The sequence below is a fragment of the Pseudomonas sp. S1(2024) genome (assembly GCF_046557535.1).
The window spans coordinates 16,716-39,380 of sequence record NZ_JBKGFP010000018.1; the positions used below are offsets into that span (position 1 = coordinate 16,716).

General features: G+C 63.6%; 21 protein-coding genes. 9 read left to right on the plus strand and 12 right to left on the minus strand.

What is annotated here, in order from left to right:
- Positions 1-77 precede the first annotated feature (77 nt).
- The 4 genes from era to lepA form a co-directional block, all read right to left on the minus strand.
- The gene (gene era / locus ACLCGK_RS08090) at positions 78-980 is read right to left on the minus strand and encodes a GTPase Era (protein WP_015271595.1); all 903 of its coding nucleotides are present in this window, start codon (positions 978-980) and stop codon (positions 78-80) included.
- Positions 973-1,662 (minus strand): ribonuclease III, encoded by a 690-nt coding sequence (rnc, locus tag ACLCGK_RS08095; protein ID WP_003258487.1) that lies wholly within the window; start codon positions 1,660-1,662, stop codon positions 973-975. The genes era and rnc overlap by 8 nt, the downstream gene beginning before the upstream one ends.
- A 161-nt stretch (positions 1,663-1,823) precedes the next feature.
- Complete coding sequence (lepB, locus tag ACLCGK_RS08100) at positions 1,824-2,678, minus strand: signal peptidase I (RefSeq protein ID WP_003258486.1); 855 nt, start codon at positions 2,676-2,678, stop codon at positions 1,824-1,826.
- A 5-nt stretch (positions 2,679-2,683) separates the two neighbouring features.
- Entirely contained in the window at positions 2,684-4,483 is a 1,800-nt protein-coding gene (lepA, locus tag ACLCGK_RS08105) for a translation elongation factor 4 (protein ID WP_013973995.1), read from the minus strand.
- 202 nt (positions 4,484-4,685) lie between these two features.
- Here lepA and ACLCGK_RS08110 point away from each other — a divergent pair, with 202 nt between their 5' ends.
- On the plus strand, positions 4,686-5,879 hold the full coding sequence (locus tag ACLCGK_RS08110; RefSeq protein ID WP_196184456.1) for a hypothetical protein: 1,194 nt from the start codon (positions 4,686-4,688) through the stop codon (positions 5,877-5,879).
- A 78-nt stretch (positions 5,880-5,957) separates the two neighbouring features.
- On the opposite strand, the gene ACLCGK_RS08115 is transcribed toward ACLCGK_RS08110, so the two are convergent.
- The 4 genes from ACLCGK_RS08115 to rpoE form a co-directional block, all read right to left on the minus strand.
- The gene (locus ACLCGK_RS08115; protein ID WP_410951785.1) at positions 5,958-7,358 is read right to left on the minus strand and encodes a DegQ family serine endoprotease; all 1,401 of its coding nucleotides are present in this window, start codon (positions 7,356-7,358) and stop codon (positions 5,958-5,960) included.
- A gap of 222 nt (positions 7,359-7,580) precedes the next feature.
- Positions 7,581-8,543 (minus strand): MucB/RseB C-terminal domain-containing protein, encoded by a 963-nt coding sequence (locus ACLCGK_RS08120; RefSeq protein WP_410951781.1) that lies wholly within the window; start codon positions 8,541-8,543, stop codon positions 7,581-7,583.
- Positions 8,544-8,555: 12 nt separating this feature from the next.
- Complete coding sequence (locus ACLCGK_RS08125; RefSeq protein WP_015271600.1) at positions 8,556-9,146, minus strand: sigma-E factor negative regulatory protein; 591 nt, start codon at positions 9,144-9,146, stop codon at positions 8,556-8,558.
- A 31-nt stretch (positions 9,147-9,177) separates the two neighbouring features.
- Entirely contained in the window at positions 9,178-9,759 is a 582-nt protein-coding gene (rpoE, locus tag ACLCGK_RS08130) for an RNA polymerase sigma factor RpoE (RefSeq protein WP_003252049.1), read from the minus strand.
- A 434-nt stretch (positions 9,760-10,193) separates the two neighbouring features.
- Here rpoE and nadB point away from each other — a divergent pair, with 434 nt between their 5' ends.
- Positions 10,194-11,798 (plus strand): L-aspartate oxidase, encoded by a 1,605-nt coding sequence (nadB, locus tag ACLCGK_RS08135; protein ID WP_047595789.1) that lies wholly within the window; start codon positions 10,194-10,196, stop codon positions 11,796-11,798.
- Between the two features lie 291 nt (positions 11,799-12,089).
- Here nadB and ACLCGK_RS08140 read toward each other — a convergent pair whose 3' ends face one another.
- Positions 12,090-12,554: a protein YgfX gene (locus ACLCGK_RS08140; RefSeq protein ID WP_410951782.1), complete on the minus strand. Its 465-nt coding sequence runs from the start codon at positions 12,552-12,554 to the stop codon at positions 12,090-12,092.
- The gene (locus tag ACLCGK_RS08145) at positions 12,538-12,792 is read right to left on the minus strand and encodes a succinate dehydrogenase assembly factor 2 (protein ID WP_003252043.1); all 255 of its coding nucleotides are present in this window, start codon (positions 12,790-12,792) and stop codon (positions 12,538-12,540) included. Before ACLCGK_RS08145 ends, ACLCGK_RS08140 begins: the two co-directional genes overlap by 17 nt.
- A gap of 133 nt (positions 12,793-12,925) precedes the next feature.
- On the opposite strand from ACLCGK_RS08145, the gene ACLCGK_RS08150 reads away from it, so the two are divergent.
- Positions 12,926-13,867, plus strand: coding sequence for a YgfZ/GcvT domain-containing protein (locus ACLCGK_RS08150; protein WP_410951783.1), 942 nt, complete (start codon positions 12,926-12,928; stop codon positions 13,865-13,867).
- Between the two features lie 55 nt (positions 13,868-13,922).
- Positions 13,923-14,729: an HDOD domain-containing protein gene (locus ACLCGK_RS08155; RefSeq protein WP_013974003.1), complete on the plus strand. Its 807-nt coding sequence runs from the start codon at positions 13,923-13,925 to the stop codon at positions 14,727-14,729.
- Between the two features lie 127 nt (positions 14,730-14,856).
- Here ACLCGK_RS08155 and ACLCGK_RS08160 read toward each other — a convergent pair whose 3' ends face one another.
- Together ACLCGK_RS08160 and ACLCGK_RS08165 are read right to left on the minus strand one after the other, a co-directional pair.
- Complete coding sequence (locus tag ACLCGK_RS08160; protein ID WP_025340432.1) at positions 14,857-16,236, minus strand: sensor histidine kinase; 1,380 nt, start codon at positions 16,234-16,236, stop codon at positions 14,857-14,859.
- A complete protein-coding gene (locus tag ACLCGK_RS08165; RefSeq protein WP_013974005.1) occupies positions 16,229-16,900 on the minus strand; it encodes a response regulator in 672 nt (223 codons plus the stop codon). Before ACLCGK_RS08165 ends, ACLCGK_RS08160 begins: the two co-directional genes overlap by 8 nt.
- Before the next feature lie 199 nt (positions 16,901-17,099).
- Between ACLCGK_RS08165 and ACLCGK_RS08170 the strand changes: the two genes are divergently transcribed.
- From ACLCGK_RS08170 to ACLCGK_RS08190, 5 genes are all read left to right on the plus strand, one after another.
- Positions 17,100-18,389: an OprD family porin gene (locus tag ACLCGK_RS08170; protein ID WP_410951786.1), complete on the plus strand. Its 1,290-nt coding sequence runs from the start codon at positions 17,100-17,102 to the stop codon at positions 18,387-18,389.
- A 46-nt stretch (positions 18,390-18,435) separates the two neighbouring features.
- Positions 18,436-19,416, plus strand: coding sequence for a Bug family tripartite tricarboxylate transporter substrate binding protein (locus ACLCGK_RS08175; RefSeq protein ID WP_013974007.1), 981 nt, complete (start codon positions 18,436-18,438; stop codon positions 19,414-19,416).
- Positions 19,417-19,553: 137 nt separating this feature from the next.
- Positions 19,554-20,012: a tripartite tricarboxylate transporter TctB family protein gene (locus ACLCGK_RS08180; protein ID WP_015271606.1), complete on the plus strand. Its 459-nt coding sequence runs from the start codon at positions 19,554-19,556 to the stop codon at positions 20,010-20,012.
- Positions 20,013-20,015: 3 nt separating this feature from the next.
- A complete protein-coding gene (locus tag ACLCGK_RS08185) occupies positions 20,016-21,530 on the plus strand; it encodes a tripartite tricarboxylate transporter permease (protein WP_013974009.1) in 1,515 nt (504 codons plus the stop codon).
- Positions 21,523-22,554 carry an AbrB family transcriptional regulator gene (locus ACLCGK_RS08190; RefSeq protein ID WP_410951784.1) on the plus strand — a complete coding sequence of 344 codons (1,032 nt, stop codon included), beginning with the start codon at positions 21,523-21,525 and terminating at the stop codon, positions 22,552-22,554. The genes ACLCGK_RS08185 and ACLCGK_RS08190 overlap by 8 nt, the downstream gene beginning before the upstream one ends.
- Positions 22,555-22,665 lie beyond the last annotated feature (111 nt).

A 22,665-nucleotide genomic window follows, 5' to 3' on the forward strand; every position in this document is an offset into this window, starting at 1 on the left:
AAGGGGCTGAGGCCACCGCAACAGGGTGGGAAGCGACCTGCTGGCGATGGGCCGCACCGCGGCCCCAATAGTATTGCTTAGAGGTCGCCGTAGCCCAGCGAGCGGAGGGCGCGCTCGTCATCGGACCAGCCGCCTTTCACCTTGACCCACAGGTTGAGCATGACCTTGGAGTCGAACAGCACCTCCATGTCCTTGCGCGCCTCGGAGCCGATGCGCTTGATGCGCTCGCCCTTGTCGCCAATGATGATCTTCTTCTGGCCATCGCGCTCGACCAGGATCAGCGCGTGGATGTGCAGCACGTGGCCCTGCTGCTTGAATTCTTCAATTTCCACGGTGATCTGGTACGGCAATTCCGCACCCAGCTGGCGCATGATCTTTTCGCGCACCAGTTCGGCGGCCAGGAAGCGGCTGCTGCGGTCGGTGATCTGATCTTCGGGGAAGAAGTGCTCGTTCTCGGGCAGGTGCTTGGCGATCTGTGCTTCCAGCGCCTGCAGGTTGTGCCCCTGCTGCGCGGAGATAGGCATCACTTCGGCGTTCGGCAACTGCTCCTGGAGCCATTGCAGGTGCGGGATCAGTTCGGCCTTCTCTTCCATGCGGTCGGTCTTGTTGACCGCGATGATCAGCGGGCCCGTCACGTACTGCACGCGCTCCAGCACCAGTTGGTCCTCGTCGGTCCATTTGGTGCGGTCGACCACGAAGATCACCACGTCGACGTCCTTCAGGGCCGCCGAGGCATTGCGGTTCATGTAGCGGTTCAAGGCCTTGTCATTGGCCTTGTGCATACCGGGGGTATCGACGTAGATCGCCTGCACGTCACCCTCGGTCTTGATGCCGAGCATGTTGTGGCGGGTGGTCTGCGGCTTGCGCGAGGTGATCGCCAGCTTCTGGCCGAGGATGTGGTTGAGCAGGGTCGACTTGCCCACGTTCGGGCGGCCGACAATGGCCACGTAGCCGCAGCGGGTCGGGTTGCTATCAGTCATTGCCATTCTCCACGCCCAGGGCGATCAGTGCAGACGCGGCGGCGACTTGCTCGGCGATACGCCGGCTAACGCCCTGGCCACGGCTCTTGTTGTTCAGCAGCACCACTTCGCATTCGACGAAGAAGGTCCGGCAGTGCGGTTCGCCCTGGATATCCACCACTTCGTAACGCGGCAGCTCACAACTGCGCGACTGCAGGAACTCCTGCAGGCGGGTTTTCGGGTCCTTGTTGGTATCGACCAGGGTCAGGCCTTCGAATTCATCGGCCAGCCAGGCCAGCACGCGCTCCCGGGCCGTTTCCATGTCGGCGTCCAGGTAGATAGCGCCAATCAGCGCCTCCAGGGCGTCGGCCAGGATCGACTCGCGGCGGAAGCCACCGCTCTTGAGCTCACCCGAGCCCAGGCGCAGGTGATCGCCCAGGTCGAAACCACGGGCCAGGCGGGCCAGGGTCTCACCCTTGACCAGCCGCGCGCGCAGGCGCGACAGCTGGCCTTCGCGGGCCTGCGGGAAGCGCTCGAACAACGCTTCGCCGGCGACGAAGTTGAGAATGGCGTCACCGAGAAACTCCAGGCGCTCATTGTTGCGCCCGGCGTAGCTGCGATGGGTCAGTGCCAGGAGCATCTGGTCCTGGTTCTTGAAGGTATAACCGAGCTTTCGCTCCAGACGGGCAAGGGGAGCACTCATGCAGCCACCCGTTCGTTGTTCAACGCGTTGTTCAAATCAACATCCTGAAAGACTGTTTGGCTGTGGCCCGCCGCGATGTGCGACGAATCTCCCAATCCCTGAGAACACAGCCTATGTCAGAAATGCATTCGGCGCTGCCTGCAGGCCAGCGCCGATGGGTATCAATGGATCAGACCGACCCGCGACAGGTTGGGCAGGTGGCTGAGCTTGGGCTCTGGCCAGCTCATCCACACCGCGAAGGCCTTGCCGACGATGTTCCGGTCGGGAACCATGCCGTGCAGTTCCTTCGGGATGTTCGGGTCATCCCAGTAACGGCTGTCGTTGGAGTTGTCGCGGTTGTCGCCCATCATGAAGTAATGGCCTGCCGGCACGGTCCATTGCTGGTCCGGCGGCATGCGATAACGGCTCATTTCCTTGCGAATCAGGTGTTCGGCCTCGCCGAGCTTTTCCTTGTACAGCTCGGCGCTGCCCAAAGTGCCCGGCTCGGTGCCCACCAGTTGCTCGGCAATCGGCTGGCCGTTGACGAACAACCGCTTGTCGCTGGTGTAGCGCACCTGGTCGCCCGGCAGGCCGACCACACGCTTGATGTAGTTGACGTTCGGGTCGCTAGGGTAGCGGAACACCATCACATCACCGCGTTGCGGGTCACCCACCTCGATGACCTTCTTGTCGATCACCGGCAGGCGAATGCCGTACGAGAACTTGTTCACCAGGATGAAGTCGCCCACTTCCAGGGTCGGTTTCATCGACCCCGAAGGGATCTGGAACGGCTCGACCAGGAACGAACGCAGCACCAGCACGATGAACAGCACCGGGAAGAACGACTTGCCGTACTCGACCAGCAACGGCTCCTTGCCCAGGCGCTCGACCACCGCCATCTCGGGCTGGCTGACGCTGCCCTGGTAGTTGGCGATTGCCGCACGCCGGCGCGGGGCCAGGAACAGCAGGTCGATCAAGCCCAGCAGGCCGCAGACGAAGACGGCGATGACTAGCAACAGCGGGAAATTTAGCGACATAGGACCTAGCTATCCAACCTGAGCACGGCGAGGAAGGCTTCCTGTGGAATTTCCACGTTACCCACCTGTTTCATGCGTTTCTTACCGGCCTTCTGCTTCTCCAGCAGCTTCTTCTTACGGCTGACGTCGCCACCGTAGCACTTGGCCAGTACGTTCTTTCTGAGCGCCTTGACGGTTGTCCGCGCAATGATCTGGCCGCCGATAGCTGCCTGGATCGCCACGTCGAACATCTGCCGAGGGATCAGTTCCTTCATCTTTTCGGTCAACGCACGGCCCTTGTAGGCCGCGTTGTCGCGGTGCACGATCAATGCCAGGGCATCGACCTTGTCGCCGTTGATCAGTACGTCCAGCTTGACCAGATTGGCCGACTGGTAGCGATCGAAATGATAGTCCAGCGAAGCATAGCCGCGGCTGGTGGACTTGAGGCGGTCGAAGAAGTCCAGCACCACTTCGTTCATCGGCAGGTCGTAGCGCACCTGCACCTGGCTACCGAGGAACTGCATGTCGCGCTGCACGCCACGCTTCTCGATGCACAGGGTGATGACGTTGCCCAGGTGCTCCTGCGGCACCAGGATGGTGGCGGTGACGATCGGCTCGCGGAAATCGGCGACCGCCGAGACGTCCGGCAGCTTCGACGGGTTGTCGACGGTGATGGTCTCGCCGGTTTTCAGTTCCAGCTCATAGATCACGCTTGGCGCGGTGGTGATCAGGTCCAGGTCGTATTCGCGCTCCAGGCGCTCCTGGATGATCTCCATGTGCAGCATGCCGAGGAAGCCGCAACGGAAGCCGAAGCCCAGGGCGTCGGAGCTTTCCGGCATGTATTGCAGCGACGAGTCGTTCAGGGTCAGCTTCTGCAGCGCATCGCGGAAGTCCTCGAAGTCGTCGGAGCTGACCGGGAACAGACCGGCGTAGACCTGCGGCTGAATCTTCTTGAAGCCTGGCAGCACTTCGACCTCAGGGGTCGCGGACAGGGTCAGGGTGTCACCGACCGGGGCACCGTGGATGTCCTTGATGCTGGCGATGATGAAGCCCACTTCGCCGGCCTTCAGGTCGGCGGTCTGGGTGTGCTTCGGGGTAAACACGCCCACGCTGTCGACCAGGTGCACCTTGCCGGTGGACTTGACCAGGATCTTGTCGCCTTTCTTGACGCGACCGTGTCGCACGCGCACCAGCGAGACCACACCCAGGTAGTTGTCGAACCAGGAGTCGATGATCAGCGCCTGCAGCGGCGCCTCGATATCGCCTTCCGGCGCGGGAATGGTCTGCACCAGGCGCTCGAGCACCTCGTCCACGCCCATGCCACTCTTGGCGCTGCAGGCCACGGCGTCGGTGGCGTCGATGCCGATGATCTTCTCGATCTCGTCCTTGACGCGATCCGGATCGGCCTGGGGCAGGTCCATCTTGTTCAGTACCGGCATGACCTCAAGGCCCTGCTCGATGGCGGTATAGCAGTTGGCCACGGACTGGGCCTCGACGCCCTGGCCGGCATCCACCACCAGCAGCGCGCCCTCACAGGCCGCCAGCGAACGCGAGACTTCGTAGGTGAAGTCGACGTGGCCAGGAGTATCGATGAAGTTCAGCTGGTAGACCTTGCCGTCCTGCGCCTTGTAGTTGAGCGTGACGCTGTGGGCCTTGATGGTGATACCGCGCTCACGCTCCAGGTCCATGGAATCGAGCACCTGGGCTTCCATCTCGCGTGCCGACAGGCCACCGCACATCTGGATGAAACGGTCGGCCAGCGTCGACTTGCCATGGTCGATGTGGGCGATGATGGAGAAATTGCGGATATGACTCAAATCACTCACGGGTCAACACTCGAAAAGGCTGCGAGCCGGACGCCCGCCGAAAAATAGCCGGGAATTGTACCTTAAGCCGCAGCAGGCCGCCACGCCATCCAGCCGTTGGTGAACATGGTTGCCTTACAGAGGTGCTACCTGACATTTCTGCCAGTACTCACCGCATCAGGAGTCGACCATCCTTGCAAATCTCTCGACCAAGGTGACCAGCATGCCCGAACAACACATGACACCGGGGGATTACGACCCTGCATTTGGAATGAATGGCAGGGCCGAGCTCCCTTCGTTCCATGGCGCTTCAATAGGCCGAAACCTGACTGGCATGGCGCTACAAGGGAGCAGCCTGCTTGTCAGCGCGCTTGCCTTTGACTCCTCCGGGGGGCGTCATTTTGCCCTGACCCGATTTACCGCAAACGGTTCAGTTGACAACGACTTTGCACAGGGCGGCGTAATAGTTGGCCGTTACGTGCTTGACGAGCATGCATCGACTGAAGCGCTAACGGTACTGGCTGACCAACGCTTCACAGTGCTGGGATGGAGTGCCCCTACCTCGAACCTGCTGGCAAAGCCCAGGCTCACCTGTTACGACCGCGATGGCCGAGGAGGTGAACACCAGCTCCTGAGCGTGCCGCCGGATATGGGCATGGTGATTGGTAGCGGTCGCCTTACAAGCGATGGGCCATACCTCATGGCTTCCCTGAACCTCCAAAAGGCTCAAGGCGCGCGTGCCACGATGGCCAGGGTGTACCTGCGGGAACACACCGGCCAGCCAGCAGAAGGGCTTCAGGAATTCATCGATATTCTACCGGACGCAGGGCAAATTGCTGTCGCCGGAATCGTTCAGTTGCCTGACGGGTTCGTGGTCAGCGGAACCCGCTCGCAGCAGGGGCAGCCCGCAGAAAGCTTTCTCGCTCGCTACCGCCACGACGGCGAACTGGATTCAGCCTTCGGTGAAGGCGGCACAGTGTATTTCCGGGCTGCGGGTTTCGCTACCGAACTCAACGCGCTGCTAGCCAGGCCGGAAGGACAGCTGCTGGTCGCCGGTAAAGCGACAACCGGAGACAATTCATCACAAGCATTGCTCTGGCAGTTCGATGCCAGTGGCGCGAAGGACCCGACATTTAACGGCGGTGCACCGATACTGGACGACTCAGGTCTGACAGATTGGTGTGCAGTGGCAATCGATGAGCAACATCGGCTGTTTGCGTTCGGCCTGGGCAGGAGCCTGGAAAACCGTCGCTATCTTGCGGATGGCTCCATTGATACATCCTTCCGACCGATCAATGATCTTGTCGGCATACCCGATGCCATGACTTGCCTGGACAACGGGCAGCGTACTGTGATCGGTTTCAACTCAACCGCAGTTGCTGGATACCTCGGCACGTTGATGTCCATTTTCAACTGAGCCCCCCTGAATGACAAAGCCCGGCGCTCACGCACCGGGCTTGTCAAGCCGGACAATGCCTGCGAAGGCAACTACACCTTATTCAGCCAGCTTGAAGGTAATGAAGCTGGCACGCCCCTGACGCAGCACACGCATCGACACCGAACGGTTCTTCGGCAGTTCCTTGGCGATTTCGGTGAATTCCTTGGCCGAACCGATAGCCTGGTTGTTCAGGTGACTGATCACATCACCCGGACGCAGGCCGATCATCGCGGCCGGGCCATCCTGAACTTCCTTGATGACCACACCACCCTTGAGTTCGAGGGCTTTCTTCTGTTCGGCGGTCAGGTCGGCAACCGAGACGCCCAGGCGGTTGCTGCTACGCTCGGCGCTGCCTTCGGCGCCGGTACTGATGTCGGCATCTTCGTCGGGCAGTGCGCCAACGCTGATGTCGAGGTTCTGGCGCTTGCCATTGCGGATGATCTCCAGTTTGGCCTTTTCGCCATCCTTGAGGCTGCCGACCAGATGCGGCAGGTCGGCCGACATGATGATCGGCTGGCCGTTCATGCTCAGGATCACGTCACCCACCTGCAGGCCGCCCTTGGCTGCAGGGCCGTTTTCCAGCACCTGGGCCACCAGGGCACCGGCCGGCTTGTCCAGGCCGAACGACTCAGCCAGGTCCTTGTTGACCTCCTGGATCACCACGCCCAGCCAGCCGCGGCTGACCTTGCCGTCTTTCTTCAGCTGATTGGAGACATCGATCGCCACATCGATCGGGATGGCGAACGAAAGGCCCATGAAACCACCGGAGCGGGTGAATATCTGCGAGTTGATACCCACTACTTCGCCATTCATGTTGAACAGCGGGCCGCCGGAGTTGCCGGGGTTGATGGCCACGTCCGTCTGGATGAACGGTACGTAGGTGTCATTGGGCAGGGTACGGCCCTTGGCACTGACGATACCTTTGGTCACCGAATGGTCAAAGCCGAACGGCGAACCGATGGCCAGCACCCACTCGCCCACCTTGAGCTTCTCGGAATCACCCAGCTTGACGGTCGGCAGGTTCTTGCCCTCGACCTTGAGCAGGGCCACGTCGGTGCGCGGGTCGGTGCCGACCAGTTTGGCCTGCAGCTCGCTGCGGTCCGACAGGCGGACGATGATCTCGTCGGCATCGGCTACCACGTGGTTGTTGGTCAGTACGTAGCCATCACTGGAAATGATGAAGCCCGAACCCAGCGACTGGGCCTCGCGCTGGCGGTCGCCACGCGGAGAGCGCGGTTGCTGCGGCATGTTGCGCTCGAAGAACTCGCGGAACATCGGCGGCAGGCCTTCCAGGTCGGGCATCTGCCCGGCGGCCATGCGGCGGTCCGGCAGTTTCTGCTTGGTACTGATGTTGACCACGGCTGGCGAGGCCTGCTCGACCAGGGTAGTGAAGTCCGGCAGGGCTTCCTCGGCCTGGGCGCTGAGCACCTGGCCGAGCATCAGCACGGCGGCGAACATCGATAGGTAGGATTTCAAGCGTGGTATTGACATACGGCTCCCGTCACAACGAGCGGTAGTTTAGAAAGGCCCCTGCACAAAACAGGAAAGGCCAGACTCCTAGAAGCCTGACCTATAGAAAATTTGCCGATGGATTGCAAATGACAATGCTTTAATTTCATTTCAGCGGCATGTCCGCACGCCTTGGCATGGCCTGCACGCCATACCCGCAAATGCACGCCATCACTGGCGCGCCTGGCCATCCTGGGGGCGCATCGACAGCGCCACACGCTCTGCGGTACCCAGCGGAATCTCGCCGACCACAGTGACCATGACCTTGCCTTTGGGCGTGTTCAGCCGACGCGAGACCGCCGAGGTCGGGCCAAGCTGGGTGCGCATGTCGGTCCCGCCCTCATCCTTTACCGGCTCGAGGAACACCGAGAAGCGCGCCAGGCCATCGTCATACATCAGGCTGCTGACCGTGCTGTCATTCTTGGGGTCGCGGCGTACCGAGCTGTTGACCAGCTCGAAGCCGGGCGGCAGCCAGTCCGAACGCCACCCGGCGACCTTGTCATTGGCGGCAGCAGCCACATGCTGCACCGGCTTGCATGCAGCACTGGCGCGCAGGTCATCATCGCTGGGTGCGCCAGTATCGAGACGGGTCATCTGGAAGCGCTCCAGCAACTGGCCCTTGTCGTTGATCATCAACGAGCGCAGCGGCAGGCCAGTAGTGCGGTCCAGGTGCAATTCGAAGGCATAGCGGTGCTGGTCGCGCGGGGTGAGCGTCACGATCACCGCATCGCGCCCGGCGACCCGCGACCTGCCCGCCACGCTCAAGTCATACCAGCCCATCAGTTTCAGCGGATCAAGTACACGCTGCGTAGTGTTCGGGGGCGTCGTCACTCCACTGACCAAGGCCCCGCTGACGCACTCCACCTTGCCATCCACGCGCACGATCTCCTGAGCGGCACCATCGAGCTGCAACAGCCGCTCGCTGACCTTGCCGTCGTCGACCCTGTGCCAGATCTCGTGGGAAGAGAAACTGCCGTTCCGTTCGTAGACAAAAGAGCCTTGGTAGCTCTGCTTTTGCTCGGCCTGTGCCAGCTTGCTCAGCCACTCGCTCGCCTCGGGCGAAGAATTGGCCGCCAATGCTGGCACCGTCACGCAGCTGCCAATCAGCAGCGACAGGAGAGGTAGCGCGCGCATGATCCTCCTTACTTAACGGTTTTCCAGGCTGGCGGCGCGGGCATACGGCAATGCGGTTTCAGTGCCCTTGAGCGCAGATTCCTGGGCATGCTGGCGCAGGTAGCCTGGCAGACGCTGATCCCAGCCGGCCTGGTTCTGCAGCACGCCGTTGGCCATCGGCCCGGTCGGTTGCTCACTGCTCTCACTATAGCCTGCCAAAACGGCAGGGCCTTGTGCTTGTGGCACACTCAGGCCTTGCTGGGCAGGTTGCTGGGCAGCAAGCTCGGCGCCAGTGATCTCGTCCTGGTTGTACATGCGCACACCGGCCAGCACCGCTACGGTGACCGAGGCAGCTACCGCCAGGCGGCCAATGCTGCGCCATGGCCCTTTCTTGACCTTGGCCGGCACGGCTTCGTCAGCCAGCGCTGCAGACACCGCCGAGGCGATATCCAGGTTAGGCAGCAGCAGCTCCTTGTGCATGGCTGCGCGGGCAACCTGGTAACGCGACCAGGTGGCACGGGTTTCAGCATCATCTACGGCGTTCAACACACGACGCAGTTCAAGCTCGTCCGCTTCGTTATCCATCACCGCGGACAGCGATTCCTGCAAAGCTTCACGACTCATGGCGGTTCCTCTCTTGGCTGTCGCCGCTGTCTCAGGTTTCCTGCAGCAAAGGTTGCAGGGCTTTGTCTATTGCCTCCCGAGCGCGGAAGATTCGAGAGCGCACGGTACCCACCGGACATTGCATGACACTGGCAATGTCTTCGTAACTCAGCCCGTCGAACTCGCGCAGGGTCAGCGCCGTGCGCAGGTCTTCAGGCAGTTGCTGGATGGTGCGATGGACAGTGCCTTCGATTTCATCCCGCAACAACGAGCGCTCTGGGGACTCGAGATCCTTGAGACCATGATCGCCGTCGTAAAACTCCGCATCCTCGGAGCTCACATCACTGTCTGGCGGCCGTCTTCCACGGGACACCAGGTAGTTCTTCGCCGTGTTGATGGCGATGCGGTACAGCCACGTATAGAACGCACTGTCTCCGCGGAAGTTGCCAAGCGCACGGTAGGCCTTGATGAAGGCTTCCTGTGCTACATCCTGGGCCTCGTGGGTGTCGTGAACGAACCGCACGATCAACCCGAGAATCTTGTGCTGATACTTCAGCACCAACAGATCGAACGCTCGCCTGTCACCACGCTGAACGCGCTCGACAAGCTGCTGATCCTCTTCCTGGGTTAGCATGAACACTCCTCAGTGAACTCGAAGGAGCGTTGCATCAGCCATCGTTCAGGCTTGCAACCATAGACTCGGGCTTTGCGCAAAAGTTCTCCCCTCCAAGCAAGTTTCCTGCAGCCCTTGGTCGGCTTGCACGAAAGACGCGGCACGGTCACGGCCGGCTACGTCGATAATCAGGTTTCGAGTACGCAGGGACAGCCCGGACAGGCCTGCCGCCCTGCGTCGCCGCGGCAAGTTGTGGCGCGTGGGCAGCCTTCATAGGATTTCCGGCCATGTCGGAAAGTTCCCACAAAGGTTGTCGCGACCAGGCAAGTGGCATGGAAATTGGCCACCCGGGGCTGCTATAAAGGCAACCCGGCCAGCTTTTACGATAGTTTCACAATGCCATCGGCGCGTGACTATTGTGCCGCGCCCCTTCCAAAGAATACTAGTGTCCCGACATGAGCCAACAATTCCAACATGATGTCCTGGTGATCGGCAGCGGTGCCGCCGGTCTCAGCCTGGCACTGAACCTCCCCAGCCACCTTCGAGTCGCCGTACTCAGCAAGGGCGACCTGGCCAACGGCTCGACCTTCTGGGCCCAGGGCGGTGTCGCGGCGGTGCTGGACAATACCGATACCGTGCAGTCGCATGTCGAGGACACCCTCAATGCCGGCGGCGGCCTTTGCCATGAAGACGCCGTGCGCTTTACCGTCGAGCACAGCCGCGAGGCCATCGAGTGGCTGATCGAGCAAGGCGTGCCCTTTACCCGCGACGAGCACTACAGCGTCGACGACGGCGGCTTTGAGTTCCACCTGACCCGCGAAGGCGGCCATAGCCACCGGCGCATCATCCACGCCGCCGACGCCACCGGCGCAGCCATCTTCACCACGCTGCTGGAGCAGGCCCGCAAACGCCCGAATATCCAGTTGCTGGAGCAACGCGTGGCGGTCGACCTGATCACCGAACGCCGCCTCGGCCTGCCCGGCGAGCGCTGCCTGGGTGCCTACGTGCTCGACCGCAACACCGGCGAGGTGGACACCTTCGGTGCGCGCTTCACCGTGCTGGCCACTGGCGGTGCGGCCAAGGTGTACCTGTATACCAGCAATCCCGACGGTGCCTGCGGCGACGGCATCGCCATGGCTTGGCGGGCTGGCTGCCGGGTGGCGAACCTGGAGTTCAACCAGTTTCACCCGACTTGCCTGTACCACCCACAGGCCAAGAGCTTCCTGATCACCGAAGCCCTGCGTGGCGAAGGTGCCCTGCTGCGCCTGCCCAATGGCGAACGCTTCATGCCACGCTTCGACCCGCGCGAAGAACTGGCGCCGCGCGACATCGTGGCCCGCGCCATCGACCACGAGATGAAGCGCCTGGGCGTGGACTGCGTATACCTGGATATCACCCACAAGCCGGTCGACTTCATCAAGAGCCACTTTCCCACCGTGTATGAGCGCTGCCTGGCCTTCGGCATCGACATCACCCGTCAGCCGATCCCGGTGGTGCCAGCGGCGCACTACACCTGCGGAGGGGTGATGGTCGACGACCGCGGCCACACCGACGTGCCGGGCCTGTATGCCATTGGCGAAACCAGCTTCACCGGCCTGCACGGCGCCAACCGCATGGCCAGCAACTCGCTGCTGGAATGCTTCGTCTATGGCCGTGCCGCCGCCGCCGACATCCAGGCGCACCTGGATGAAGTGGTCATGCCCAAGGCCTTGCCCGGCTGGGACGCCAGCCAGGTCACCGACTCGGACGAGGACGTGATCATTGCGCACAACTGGGACGAACTGCGGCGCTTCATGTGGGACTACGTCGGCATCGTGCGAACCAGCAAGCGCCTTCAGCGAGCGCAGCACCGCATTCGCCTGCTGCTGGACGAAATCGACGAGTTCTACAGCAACTACAAGGTCAGCCGCGACCTGATCGAATTGCGCAACCTGGCGCAGGTGGCCGAGTTGATGATCCTGTCGGCCATGCAGCGCAAGGAAAGCCGCGGACTGCATTACACCCTGGATTACCCGGGGATGCTGGACGAGGCCAAGGACACCATTCTTAGTCCGATCTAAGTCCGGCCCCTGGCGCGGCAATTTCAGCGCCTGCGAGATCGAGCGCCGCCCGCGCGGCGCTTCGCAGCACAAGGCTGCTCCTACATCTGTTTCGGGCCAGTAACGCCTGTGCCTGCGCACGCGACCGCCTTGTTTGCCCGACACGATATCGAGGCGTACGCCAGGGGCCGCGTGCCGCGCTCACAGGAATAACTGGCCCGAAACAAACGGTAGGAGCAGCCTTGTGCTGCGAAGCGCCGCGCGGGCGGCGCTCGATCTCGCAGGCGCTGAAGCTGCCACGACGAACACCTGTCAGCCCTGACTCGCCCCCACCCCTGCCCACCTGCGCCGGCTGAATTTCAACCGCACCCGCAAGCGCCTGTGCTCATCAGCCCCCAGCGCATCCCGTGGCACGCATTGGCTATCCCCCAACCAGCGCCCCGCCCGCACAAAGCGCAACACCACCAGCGCCGGCAACGCCACGCTGTCCCGGCACAAGCGCACCGGCTGCCAGCCACGGGCACGGCTGAACACCTGCCAGCCGCGCACATCACGGCGCAGGCCGACAACGGCATGCTCATGCGTCAGCAGAATACGTCGGGGAATGGCCCAGCCAGCGTGGGCAATACAGGCGGCGACAACTGCAAGGGCCGACCACCCGGGCAGCGGGCTCGCCCATACGGCGAACCACGCCAGTACCTGGCAACCCAGGTAGACCGCCAGCAGCAGGCGCGAGCCTTGCCAGCGGCACTCGAAGCACTCACTTGGGCTGGACACGGTCCAGGATGATGCGGACCATGCGCTGCAGCTCCGGGTCTTCGGACTCGGTGCGCTCCATGAACCAGCCGAACATGTCCTGATCCTCGCAGCTCAACAGACGCACGTAGAGTTCGCGGTCGGTTTCGTTGAGCGTGGGGTAGACTTCCTGGGTGAAAGGCACCAGCAGTACGTCCAGTTCCAGCATGCCGCGGCGGCTGTGCCAGAAAAGCCGGTTGAGTTCAGTTTGTTCGACCATGGGGCCCTCCTCGAATGGCCCGCCAGTATACAGCCAGGCGAGCGAAGCGACACCGGGCGTTGGTCTAGTCAACTACCTATTTTGTTACCGGCGTTCTATGATGGCCGCCAGTCTTTAGCCACCGCGATGACCCATGGCCGATTCCGCTTTCTTCTGCCCCCTGTCCCACGAGGGCATCCTCGCCGTCCGCGGCTCCGATGCAGGCAAGTTCCTGCAAGGCCAGCTGACCTGCAACATCAACTACCTCAGCCCGGAACACGCCAGCCTCGGCGCCCGCTGCATGGTCAAGGGGCGCATGCAGTCGAGTTTCCGCATCCTGCCCGAAGGCAACGGCTACCTGCTGGCCATGGCCAGCGAGCTGCTCGACGCCCAGCTGGCCGACCTCAAGAAGTACGCCGTGTTCTCCAAGGCCACGCTGACCGATGAAAGCGCTGCCTGGGCACGCTTCGGCCTGCAAGGCGGCGATGCGGCGCTGCAGGCCCTGGGGCTCGATGTGCCTGCGGCAGCCGGTAGCACCGTGCGCCACGACGGGTTGATCGCCATCGCCGTGTCCGCCGACCGCGTGGAACTGTGGGTACCGGCAGACAACGCCGACCGCGTTCGCCAGGCGCTGGCCACTGCGCTGCCCGAAGGCAGCCTGGACGACTGGCTGCTGGGGCAGATTCGCGCCGGGATCGGCCAGGTAATGGGGCCGACCCGCGAGCTGTTCATCCCGCAGATGATCAACCTGCAGGCCGTCGACGGCGTCAGCTTCAAGAAGGGCTGCTACACCGGTCAGGAAATCGTTGCCCGCATGCAGTACCTGGGCAAGCTCAAGCGCCGCCAGTACCGCCTGGCACTGGACCAGCAGGCCACTCCGGTCCCGGGCGTCGAGATCTTCTCGCCCACCCATGGTTCGTCGGTCGGTGAAGTGGTCATTGCTGCCAGCAACGGCACAGGCTGCGAACTGCTCGCGGTGCTCAGCGCCGAAGCGGTGGAAGACGACAACCTGCACCTGGGCAGCCTCGAAGGCCCACGCCTGCAGGTGTTGACCCTGCCCTACGAACTGGACCGCGATCGGGAAATCCAGCGCTGACCAGCCTGCCCCGCCTACATGGCGGGGCCGCACCACCACTGCGGTAGACACGCCCATGAACAAGCTGGCCGAGATGGTTCAAGCACAGTTGCTCGATGCCATCGAAAAGGATGACCTGGTTCTGCCGACCCTGCCCGAGGTTGCCTTGAGCATCCGCGAGGCGGCGGAAGACAGCGAGATCAGCGTAGCGGCCCTGAGCAAGGTGATCGGTCGCGATGCGGCCCTTTCAGCGCGCCTGATCAAAGTCGTCAACAGCCCACTGCTGCGCGCGGCGGTCGAGGTCACCGACCTGCACACCGCCATCACGCGGCTGGGCATCAACTACAGCTGCAACCTGGCCATTGGCCTGGTGATCGAGCAGATTTTCCACGCACGGGCGCCGGCTGTGGAGCAGAAGTTACGCGATATCTGGGCCAACAGCCTGGATGTGGCGGGCATCAGCTACGAAATCTGCCGGCGCTTTACACAACTCAAACCCGACCAGGCCACCCTCGGCGGGCTGGTCAACCAGATTGGCGCGCTGCCGGTACTGATCTACGCCGAAGAGCACAACGAACTGCTGTCGGACCCAGTGTGCCTGCATTATGTGATCGAGCAGATCCAGCCAGTGCTGGGCGACAAGATCCTCAAGGCCTGGGAGTTTCCGGAGCAACTGGTCAACCTGCCGAGCCAGGTGCAGGACCTGGACCGGCAGACCGACAACATCGACTACATCGACATCGTGCAGATCGCCCGCTGCATCAGCCAGCGAGGCCGCCACCGGCCGCTGGCGGCACTGCCGGCATACCGCCACCTGGGCCTGCCGTACGGCACCGAGCTTGAAGTGGGTGAACTGATCGAGGCGCGGAGCATGTTGCGCTGACCGGTGTCAGCCTGTTCGGCCCTCTTCGCGGGTAAACCCGCTCCTACAGGGACCGCGCCGCTGCTGAAGGCTGCGCTGTACCTGTGGGAGCGGGTTCACCCGCGAAAGGGCCGGTACAGGCAATACATCAATCCGCGATAAAACTCACCCGCACCCGCAACCCGCCCTTCGCACCGTCATGCAGGCTCACCTGTGCCAGGTGCGCCCGGCAGATCTCGCCGACAATCGCCAAGCCAAGCCCACTTCCCTGCGCACTGCGCCGGTAGAAGCGCTCGAACACCCGCTCACGCTCGGCCTCGGGTATCCCCGGCCCGTCGTCTTCCACCTCAAGCACCGCCGGCGCCAGCACCCGCAAGATCACGTTGCCGCCAGCCGGCGTATGCGCCAAGGCATTGTCCACGAGGTTGCTCAACAGCTCGTTGAGCAGCGTCGGCTCCCCCTTCAGCCACACCGGCGCCTCGGCCTCCAGGGCCAGCGCCACCCCGCGTTTGTGCGCCAGCGGTGCCATGGCCATGCCCAGCTCACGAGCCAACTGGCTCAGGTCCAGGCGCTGCGCGCCGCCTTCTGCAATCGCCCGCGCACCGTTCTCGACCCGCGCCAGCGACAGCAGCTGGTTGGCCAGATGGGTCAGCCGGTCGGTGCCTTGGGCCGCGGACTCAAGCGTCTGTCGCCACTCCTGCGGCTCGGCCGAACGCAGGCCCAGCTCGACCCGCGCCTTCAGCGCGGCCAGCGGCGTACGCAACTCGTGGGCGGCGTCGGCGATGAACTGCGCCTGGCGCTCGAACTGGCCGCGCAAACGCTCGGTAAAATGGTTCAAAGCCCGCACCAGCGGGCCCAGCTCACGCTGTACCTGCACCACCGGCAAGGCCCGCAGGTCGTCCGGCTGACGCTCTTCCACCGCCGTGCGCAGGCGCTCCAGCGGCCGCAACGCGGCACTCACGGCAAACCACACCATCACCAGCGCGCCCAGCGCCAGCATCCCCAGGCGCAGCAGGGTATCGGCCATCAGGCCACGGGCCATGCGCACCCGCGCTTCCTCGGTCTCGGCCACACGGATTTCCGCCATGCCGTTCATGTTCGGCTCGCTCACCGGCTTCAGCAGGCTGACCACGCGCACGTCCTGGCCCAGGTAGGTGGCGTTGTAGAACCGCGCCAGCGCCGGGTAGTCGTCGGTACGCGGCGTGCCCGGCGGCGGCGCTGGCAGGTTCTCGTAGCCGGAAATCAGCCGCTGCTGGATGTCCAGCACCTGGTAGTAGATGCGCCCGGCACTGTCGTAGGCGAAGGTGTCCAGGGCCACGTAGGGCACATCCGCGCTCAGCGAACCGTCACGCTGGGACAGGCCTGCGGCAATGGTCCTTGCCGAGGCCAGCAGGGTCCGGTCGTAGGCGGTGTCGGCGGCCTCGCGGCCGTTCCAGTAGGCGCTCAGGCCGCTGGCCAGCATCAGCACCACCAGCAGCAAGGCCAGGTTGCCGAGCAAGCGCCCACGCAGGCTGCCGTTGTCACGCATCGCGGTGCTCGAGCAGGTAGCCCAGGCCACGGAAGGTGACAATCGCCACCGGGTGGCCGTCGAGCTTCTTGCGCAGGCGGTGGATGTAGATTTCGATGGCATCGGGGCTGGCTTCTTCGTCCAGGCCGAACACCTGGGCTGCCAGTTGCTCCTTGCTCATCACCCGGCCCGGGCGGGCGATCAGCGCTTCCAGTACGCTTTGTTCGCGAGAAGTCAGTGTCAGGTTGTCGCCACCCAAGGTGAAGCGCCGGGTATCCAGGTCGTATACCAACGGCCCGCAGCGTTGCTGGCGCTCGCCACCGAGCACGCTGCGCCGCAACAGGGCCTTGACCCGTGCTTCCAGCTCGGTCAGCTCGAACGGCTTGGCCAGGTAGTCGTCGGCGCCCAGGTTCAGCCCATGAACCCGGTCCTTGACGTCGCTGCGCGCGGTCAGCATCAGCACCGGCAGGGTCTTGCCACGGCCGCGCAGGCGCGCCAGCACCTCGAAGCCGTCCATGCGCGGCAAGCCGACATCCAGCACGGCCACGGCGTACTCCTCGCTGGCCAGGGCCAGGTCGGCGGCCACGCCGTCATGCAGCACATCCACGGTCAGGCCATGGCTTTTCAAGGCCTGGGCCACGCTTTCAGCCAGTTGCAGGTGGTCTTCGACCAGCAGCACACGCATCGGATTCTCCCTGCTCGGGTGGGACGGTGGCGCGGAGTGTACCGCTGTCGGCAGGCCTGTGAAGCCCTGTCGACAAACCTTTCACGCTGAAAGGTTAGCGAAAGGTTGGTTACCTAGCATCGCACCACGGTCGCCCTACGCGCCGAAAAAAGCACCAGCAAGGTGCAACGAATAAGAACAATAAACGGAGCCATCAGTGATGCTGTCATCGCAGCCGCAGGCGTTCGCGCCTACCCGTTCCTTTGCCGCACGCCCTTCCGCCATCGTCAGCGCCCTTGCGCTTGCCGGTGTCGCGCCGATGAGCCACGCCGCCTTCTTCGAAGACAGCACGGCCACCTTCGAAACCCGCAACATGTACTTCAACCGCGATTTCCGCGACGGCACCAGTGCACAGCAATCCAAGCGCGACGAGTGGGCCCAGGGCTTCATGCTCAACTTCGAGTCTGGCTACACCGATGGCACCGTAGGCTTCGGCCTGGATGCGCTGGGCATGCTCGGCATCAAGCTCGACTCCAGCCCCGACCGCACCGACACCGGCCTGCTGCCGACGCACGATGACGGCAAGGCCGCCGACGAGTACTCCAAGCTCGGCCTGACCGGCAAGGTGAAGGTGTCGCAGACCGAACTGAAGATCGGCACTCTGATCCCCGAACTGCCGACCCTGCAGCCCAACGATGGGCGCATCCTGCCGCAAACCTTCGAAGGCGGCCTGCTCACCTCGAAGGAGGTCAAGGGCCTGACCTTCACCGGAGGCCGACTGGACAAGGCCAAGGACCGCAACGACACCAACTGGGAAGACCTGGCCCTGAACAACAAGAACGGCCGCTTCGGTGGCTCGTTCAGCGCCGACAACCTGGACCTGGCCGGCCTCGACTACCAGTTCACCGATCGCATCACCGGCAGCTACCACTTTGCCCAGCTCGACGATATCTACCGCCAGCACTTCATCGGCATGGTCGCCACCCAGCCATGGGGCCCCGGCACCTTGGGCGCCGACCTGCGCCTGGCCGTGAGTGACGACGCCGGCGCCGCCAAGGCCGGCAACATCGACAACACTACCGTCAATGGCATGCTCAGCTACGCCCTGGGCGGGCACAAGGTCAGCGCCGCCTGGCAGCAATTGTCAGGCGACAGCGCCTTCCCGTACGTCGATGGTGCCGACCCGTACCTGGTCAACTTCGTCCAGATCAACGACTTCGCAGGCGCCGACGAGCGCTCCTGGCAGGCGCGCTACGACTACAACTTCGCCGCGCTCGGCGTGCCCGGCCTGACCTTCATGACCCGCTACATCAGCGGCGACAACGTCAGCCGCGCCGCCGGTGGCGAGGGCAAGGAGTGGGAACGCGATACCGAAATGAAGTACGTGGTACAAAGCGGCCCGTTGAAGAACGTCGCCGTGCGCCTGCGCAACGCCACCTTCCGCTCCAACTTCGCCCGCGACGCGGACGAGGTGCGGCTGCTGGTGAGCTACAGCGTGGCGCTGTGGTAACCCCATAGCGATAACTTGATAACAACAACGCTCACGGAGAAAGACGATGACCTACTCACTGCGCCGCCTCGTCCTCGCTACCGGCTGCCTGCTGTTGGCCGGCAACGCCCTCGCTGCCGAACCGAAACGCCCCGAATGCATTGCCCCCGCCTCGCCCGGCGGCGGCTTCGACCTGACCTGCAAACTGGTGCAGAGCGCCCTGGTGCAGGAAAAAATCCTCACCAAGCCGATGCGCGTCACCTACATGCCCGGCGGTGTCGGTGCGGTGGCCTACAACGCCGTGGTCGCCCAGCGCCCGGCCGATGCCGGCACCCTGGTGGCCTGGTCCAGCGGTTCGCTGCTGAACCTGGCCCAGGGCAAGTTCGGCCGCTTCGACGAAAACGCGGTGAAATGGCTGGCCGCCGTCGGCACCAGCTACGGCGCCATCGCAGTGAAAAGCGACTCGCCCTACAAGACCCTCGACGACCTGGTCGCAGCGTTGAAGAAAGACCCGAGCAAGGTGGTGATCGGCTCCGGCGGTACCGTCGGCAGCCAGGATTGGATGCAGACCGCCCTGATTGCCAAGGCCGCCGGCATCAACCCGCGTGACCTGCGCTACGTCGCCCTGGAAGGTGGCGGCGAGATCGCCACGGCGTTGCTGGGCGGGCATATCCAGGTAGGCTCGACCGACATCTCCGACTCCATGCCGCACATTCAGAGCGGCAACATGCGCATCCTCGCGGTGTTCTCGGAAAAGCGCCTGGACGAGCCCGAGATGAAAGACATTCCCACCGCCAAGGAACAGGGTTACGACATCGTCTGGCCAGTGGTACGCGGCTTCTACCTGGGGCCAAAGGTGAGCGACGAGGAATACGCCTGGTGGAAGCAGTCATTCGACAAGATGCTGGCTTCGGAAGACTTCGCCAAGTTGCGTGACCAGCGCGAACTGTTCCCGTTCGCCATGACCGGTGCAGAGTTGGACGGCTATGTGAAGAAGCAAGTGGCTGACTACAAGACACTGGCCAGGGAGTTTGGCCTGATCCAGTAACACGCCAACGCCCTTTCACCGACCCTGTGGGAGCGGGCGCGCCCGCGAAGAAGACACCGCGGTGCCTGGCACCGGCGTTGCCGGTGTTCGCGGGCATGCCCGCTCCCACAGGGTCCGTGCTCAATGAGGACTCTCTGATGATCCTGCAACGCATCTTCGCCCTGGCCCTGCTGGCGGTGTGCGCCGCCCTGGCCGTGATGGCCTGGCCTTACCAGGCGGCGTTTTCCTATGAACCGGTGGGCCCGCGCGCCTACCCGCTGTTGACGCTCGGCCTGCTCGGCCTGGGCCTGCTGTACCTGGTGTTCCGCCCCACCCCCATCGTGCGCAAGGACGACGAACCGGAACTGGACCGCGAGACCCTGATCAAGATCGCCGCCTGCGTCGGCCTGCTGATCGTGTTCGCCAGCACCTTCGAAGCCCTGGGCTTCATCCTCAGCGCCATCCTGGTCGGCGTGCCCATGGCCCGCCTGTACGGCGGCCGCTGGCTGCACAGCGCCATCGTGGTGGCGGGCATGAGCCTGTTTCTCTACTGGCTGTTCGACCGCGTGATGGACGTGCCCCTGCCCCTTGGCCTGCTCAGCGTACTGGAGAACTGACACATGGATACCTTGAGCTACCTGGGCCAGGGCTTCGGCGTCGCCCTGTCCCCCTACAACCTGGTCACCGCCCTCACCGGCACGCTGATCGGTACCGTGGTCGGCCTGTTGCCGGGCCTGGGCCCGATCAACGGCGTGGCCTTGCTGATCCCCATCGCCTTCGCCCTCGGCCTGCCGCCGGAATCGGCGCTGATCCTGCTGGCAGCGGTGTACCTGGGCTGCGAGTACGGCGGACGCATCAGTTCGATCCTGCTGAACATCCCCGGCGAAGCCTCGACCGTGATGACCACTCTCGATGGCTACCCGATGGCCCGCAATGGTCTGGCTGGCGTAGCACTGTCGCTGTCGGCCTGGAGTTCGTTCATCGGTGCGCTGATCGCCACCTGCGGCATGGTGCTGTTCGCACCGCTGCTGGCGAAATGGGCAATCGCCTTCGGCCCGGCGGAGTACTTCGTGCTGATGGTGTTCGCCATCGTCGCCCTCGGCGGCATGGCCGGCGACAAGCCGCTGAAAACCTTCATTGCCGCTTTGATCGGCCTGTTCCTGTCGGCAGTCGGCATCGATGCCAACAGTGGCGTGTACCGCTTCACCGGCGACAGCGTGCACCTGGCCGACGGCATCCAGTTCGTGGTACTGGTGCTGGGCCTGTTCTCCATCAGCGAAATCCTCCTGCTGCTGGAAAAGACCCACCATGGCCACCAGGCAGTCAAAGCCACCGGCCGCATGCTGTTCAACTTCAAGGAAGCGGCCTCGGTGTTCGTGGTCAACATCCGCTGCGGCCTGCTTGGCTTCATCATGGGTGTGCTGCCTGGTGCCGGTGCAACACTGGCGAGCGCCGTGGCCTACATGACCGAAAAACGCCTGGCGGGCGACAAGGGCAAGTTCGGCAAGGGCGACGCCCGCGGCCTGGCCGCACCGGAAACCGCCATCGGCGCCTCCTGCTGTGGCGCCCTGGTACCGATGCTGACCCTGGGCGTACCTGGCTCGGGCACCACCGCGGTGATGATCGGCGCGCTGACCTTGTACAACATCACCCCAGGCCCGCTGTTGTTCGAACAGCAGCCAGACATCGTCTGGGGCCTGATCGCCTCGCTGTTCGTCGCCAACATCATGCTGGTGATCCTCAACATCCCGATGATCCGCATCTTCACCCGCATCCTCGCCGTACCAAACTGGGCGCTGGTACCGGTGATCGCCATCATCACCGCGATCGGCGTTTACGCCGTGCATGCCACTACCTTCGACCTCTTCCTGATGGTCGGTATCGGCATCATGGGCTATATCCTGCGCAAGCTGGACTTCCCGCTGTCGCCGATCCTGCTCGGTTTCATCCTCGGTGGGTTGATGGAGCAGAACCTGCGCCGGGCGCTGTCGATCTCCAACGGCGAACTGGGCATCCTCTGGTCGAGCCCGATCAGCATGTCGGTATGGGTACTGACCATTTGCATGCTGACCCTGCCGCTGCTGCGCATCTGGCGCAAACGCAGCCTGCAGCGCCGGGCGATGGCCGATGCCTGATCGCTCGTTGCCGTTGTTTGTCGCGACCGGGCTGGTCGGCCTTGCTGGCGGTTTTGCCGCCAGCAAGGTCGGCTGGCCTTTGCCGTGGATGGTCGGCTCGTTGCTGGCGATCATCCTGGTGCGCTGCCTGACACCCTGGCAGCTGCCGGAAATCCCCAATGGCCGCAAATGCGGGCAATGCATCATCGGTATCGGCATTGGCCTGCACTTCACCCCGGCGGTGATCGAGCAGGTGGCCAGCCATTTCGCACTGATCTTCTTCGGCGCGCTGTTCACCACCTTGTCCAGCGTGATCAGCGTATGGCTGCTGCGGCGCACCGGTGAAGACCGTGCCACGGCGTTCTTCGCCAGCATGCCGGGCGGTTCGGGGGAGATGGTCAACCTTGGCGCCCGCAATGGCGCAGTGCTCAGCCAGGTGGCGGCGGCGCAAAGCCTGCGCGTACTGGCGGTGGTACTGTGCGTGCCGGCGCTGTTCAAGTTCCTGCTGGGTGACGGGGTACCGCTGAATCACACCGGCAGTGTGAGCTGGGGCTGGCTAGCGCTGATTGCACCGCTGGGCGTTGCCGTCGCCCTGCTGTGGCAGCGCCTGCGCCAGCCCAACCCGTGGTTGTTCGGGCCATTGTTGGTCGCAGCCACCGTGAGCCTGGCCGGCGACCTGCAGATAACCCTGCCCAATGGCGCCAGCCAGATCGGCCAGTGGTTGATCGGCAGCGGCCTGGCCTGCCACTTCAACCGCGCGTTCTTCCGCCGCGCACCGTCGTTCCTGGGCCGCACCCTGGTGGCCACGGCGTTGTGCATGGCGATTGCCGGCAGTGCCGCATGGGTGCTGAGCATGATGACCGCGCTGGATCTGCGTTCGCTGACATTGGGGATGATGCCGGGCGGAATTGCCGAGATGAGCCTGACGGCGGAGACCCTGCAGCTGTCGGTGCCGCTGGTGACGGCGCTGCAGGTGATGCGCTTGTTGTTTGTGCTGTTTCTGGCAGAGCCGTTGTTCCGAGTGTGGAACGCCAACCCGGAATAATCGCGTCGCCTGCTTCGCGGGCTTGCCCGCTCCCACAGGTACTGCATCGCCCTCAAGGCAGGCGCTATCCCTGTGGGAGCGGGCAAGCCCGCGAAGCAAGCGACGCGTTCT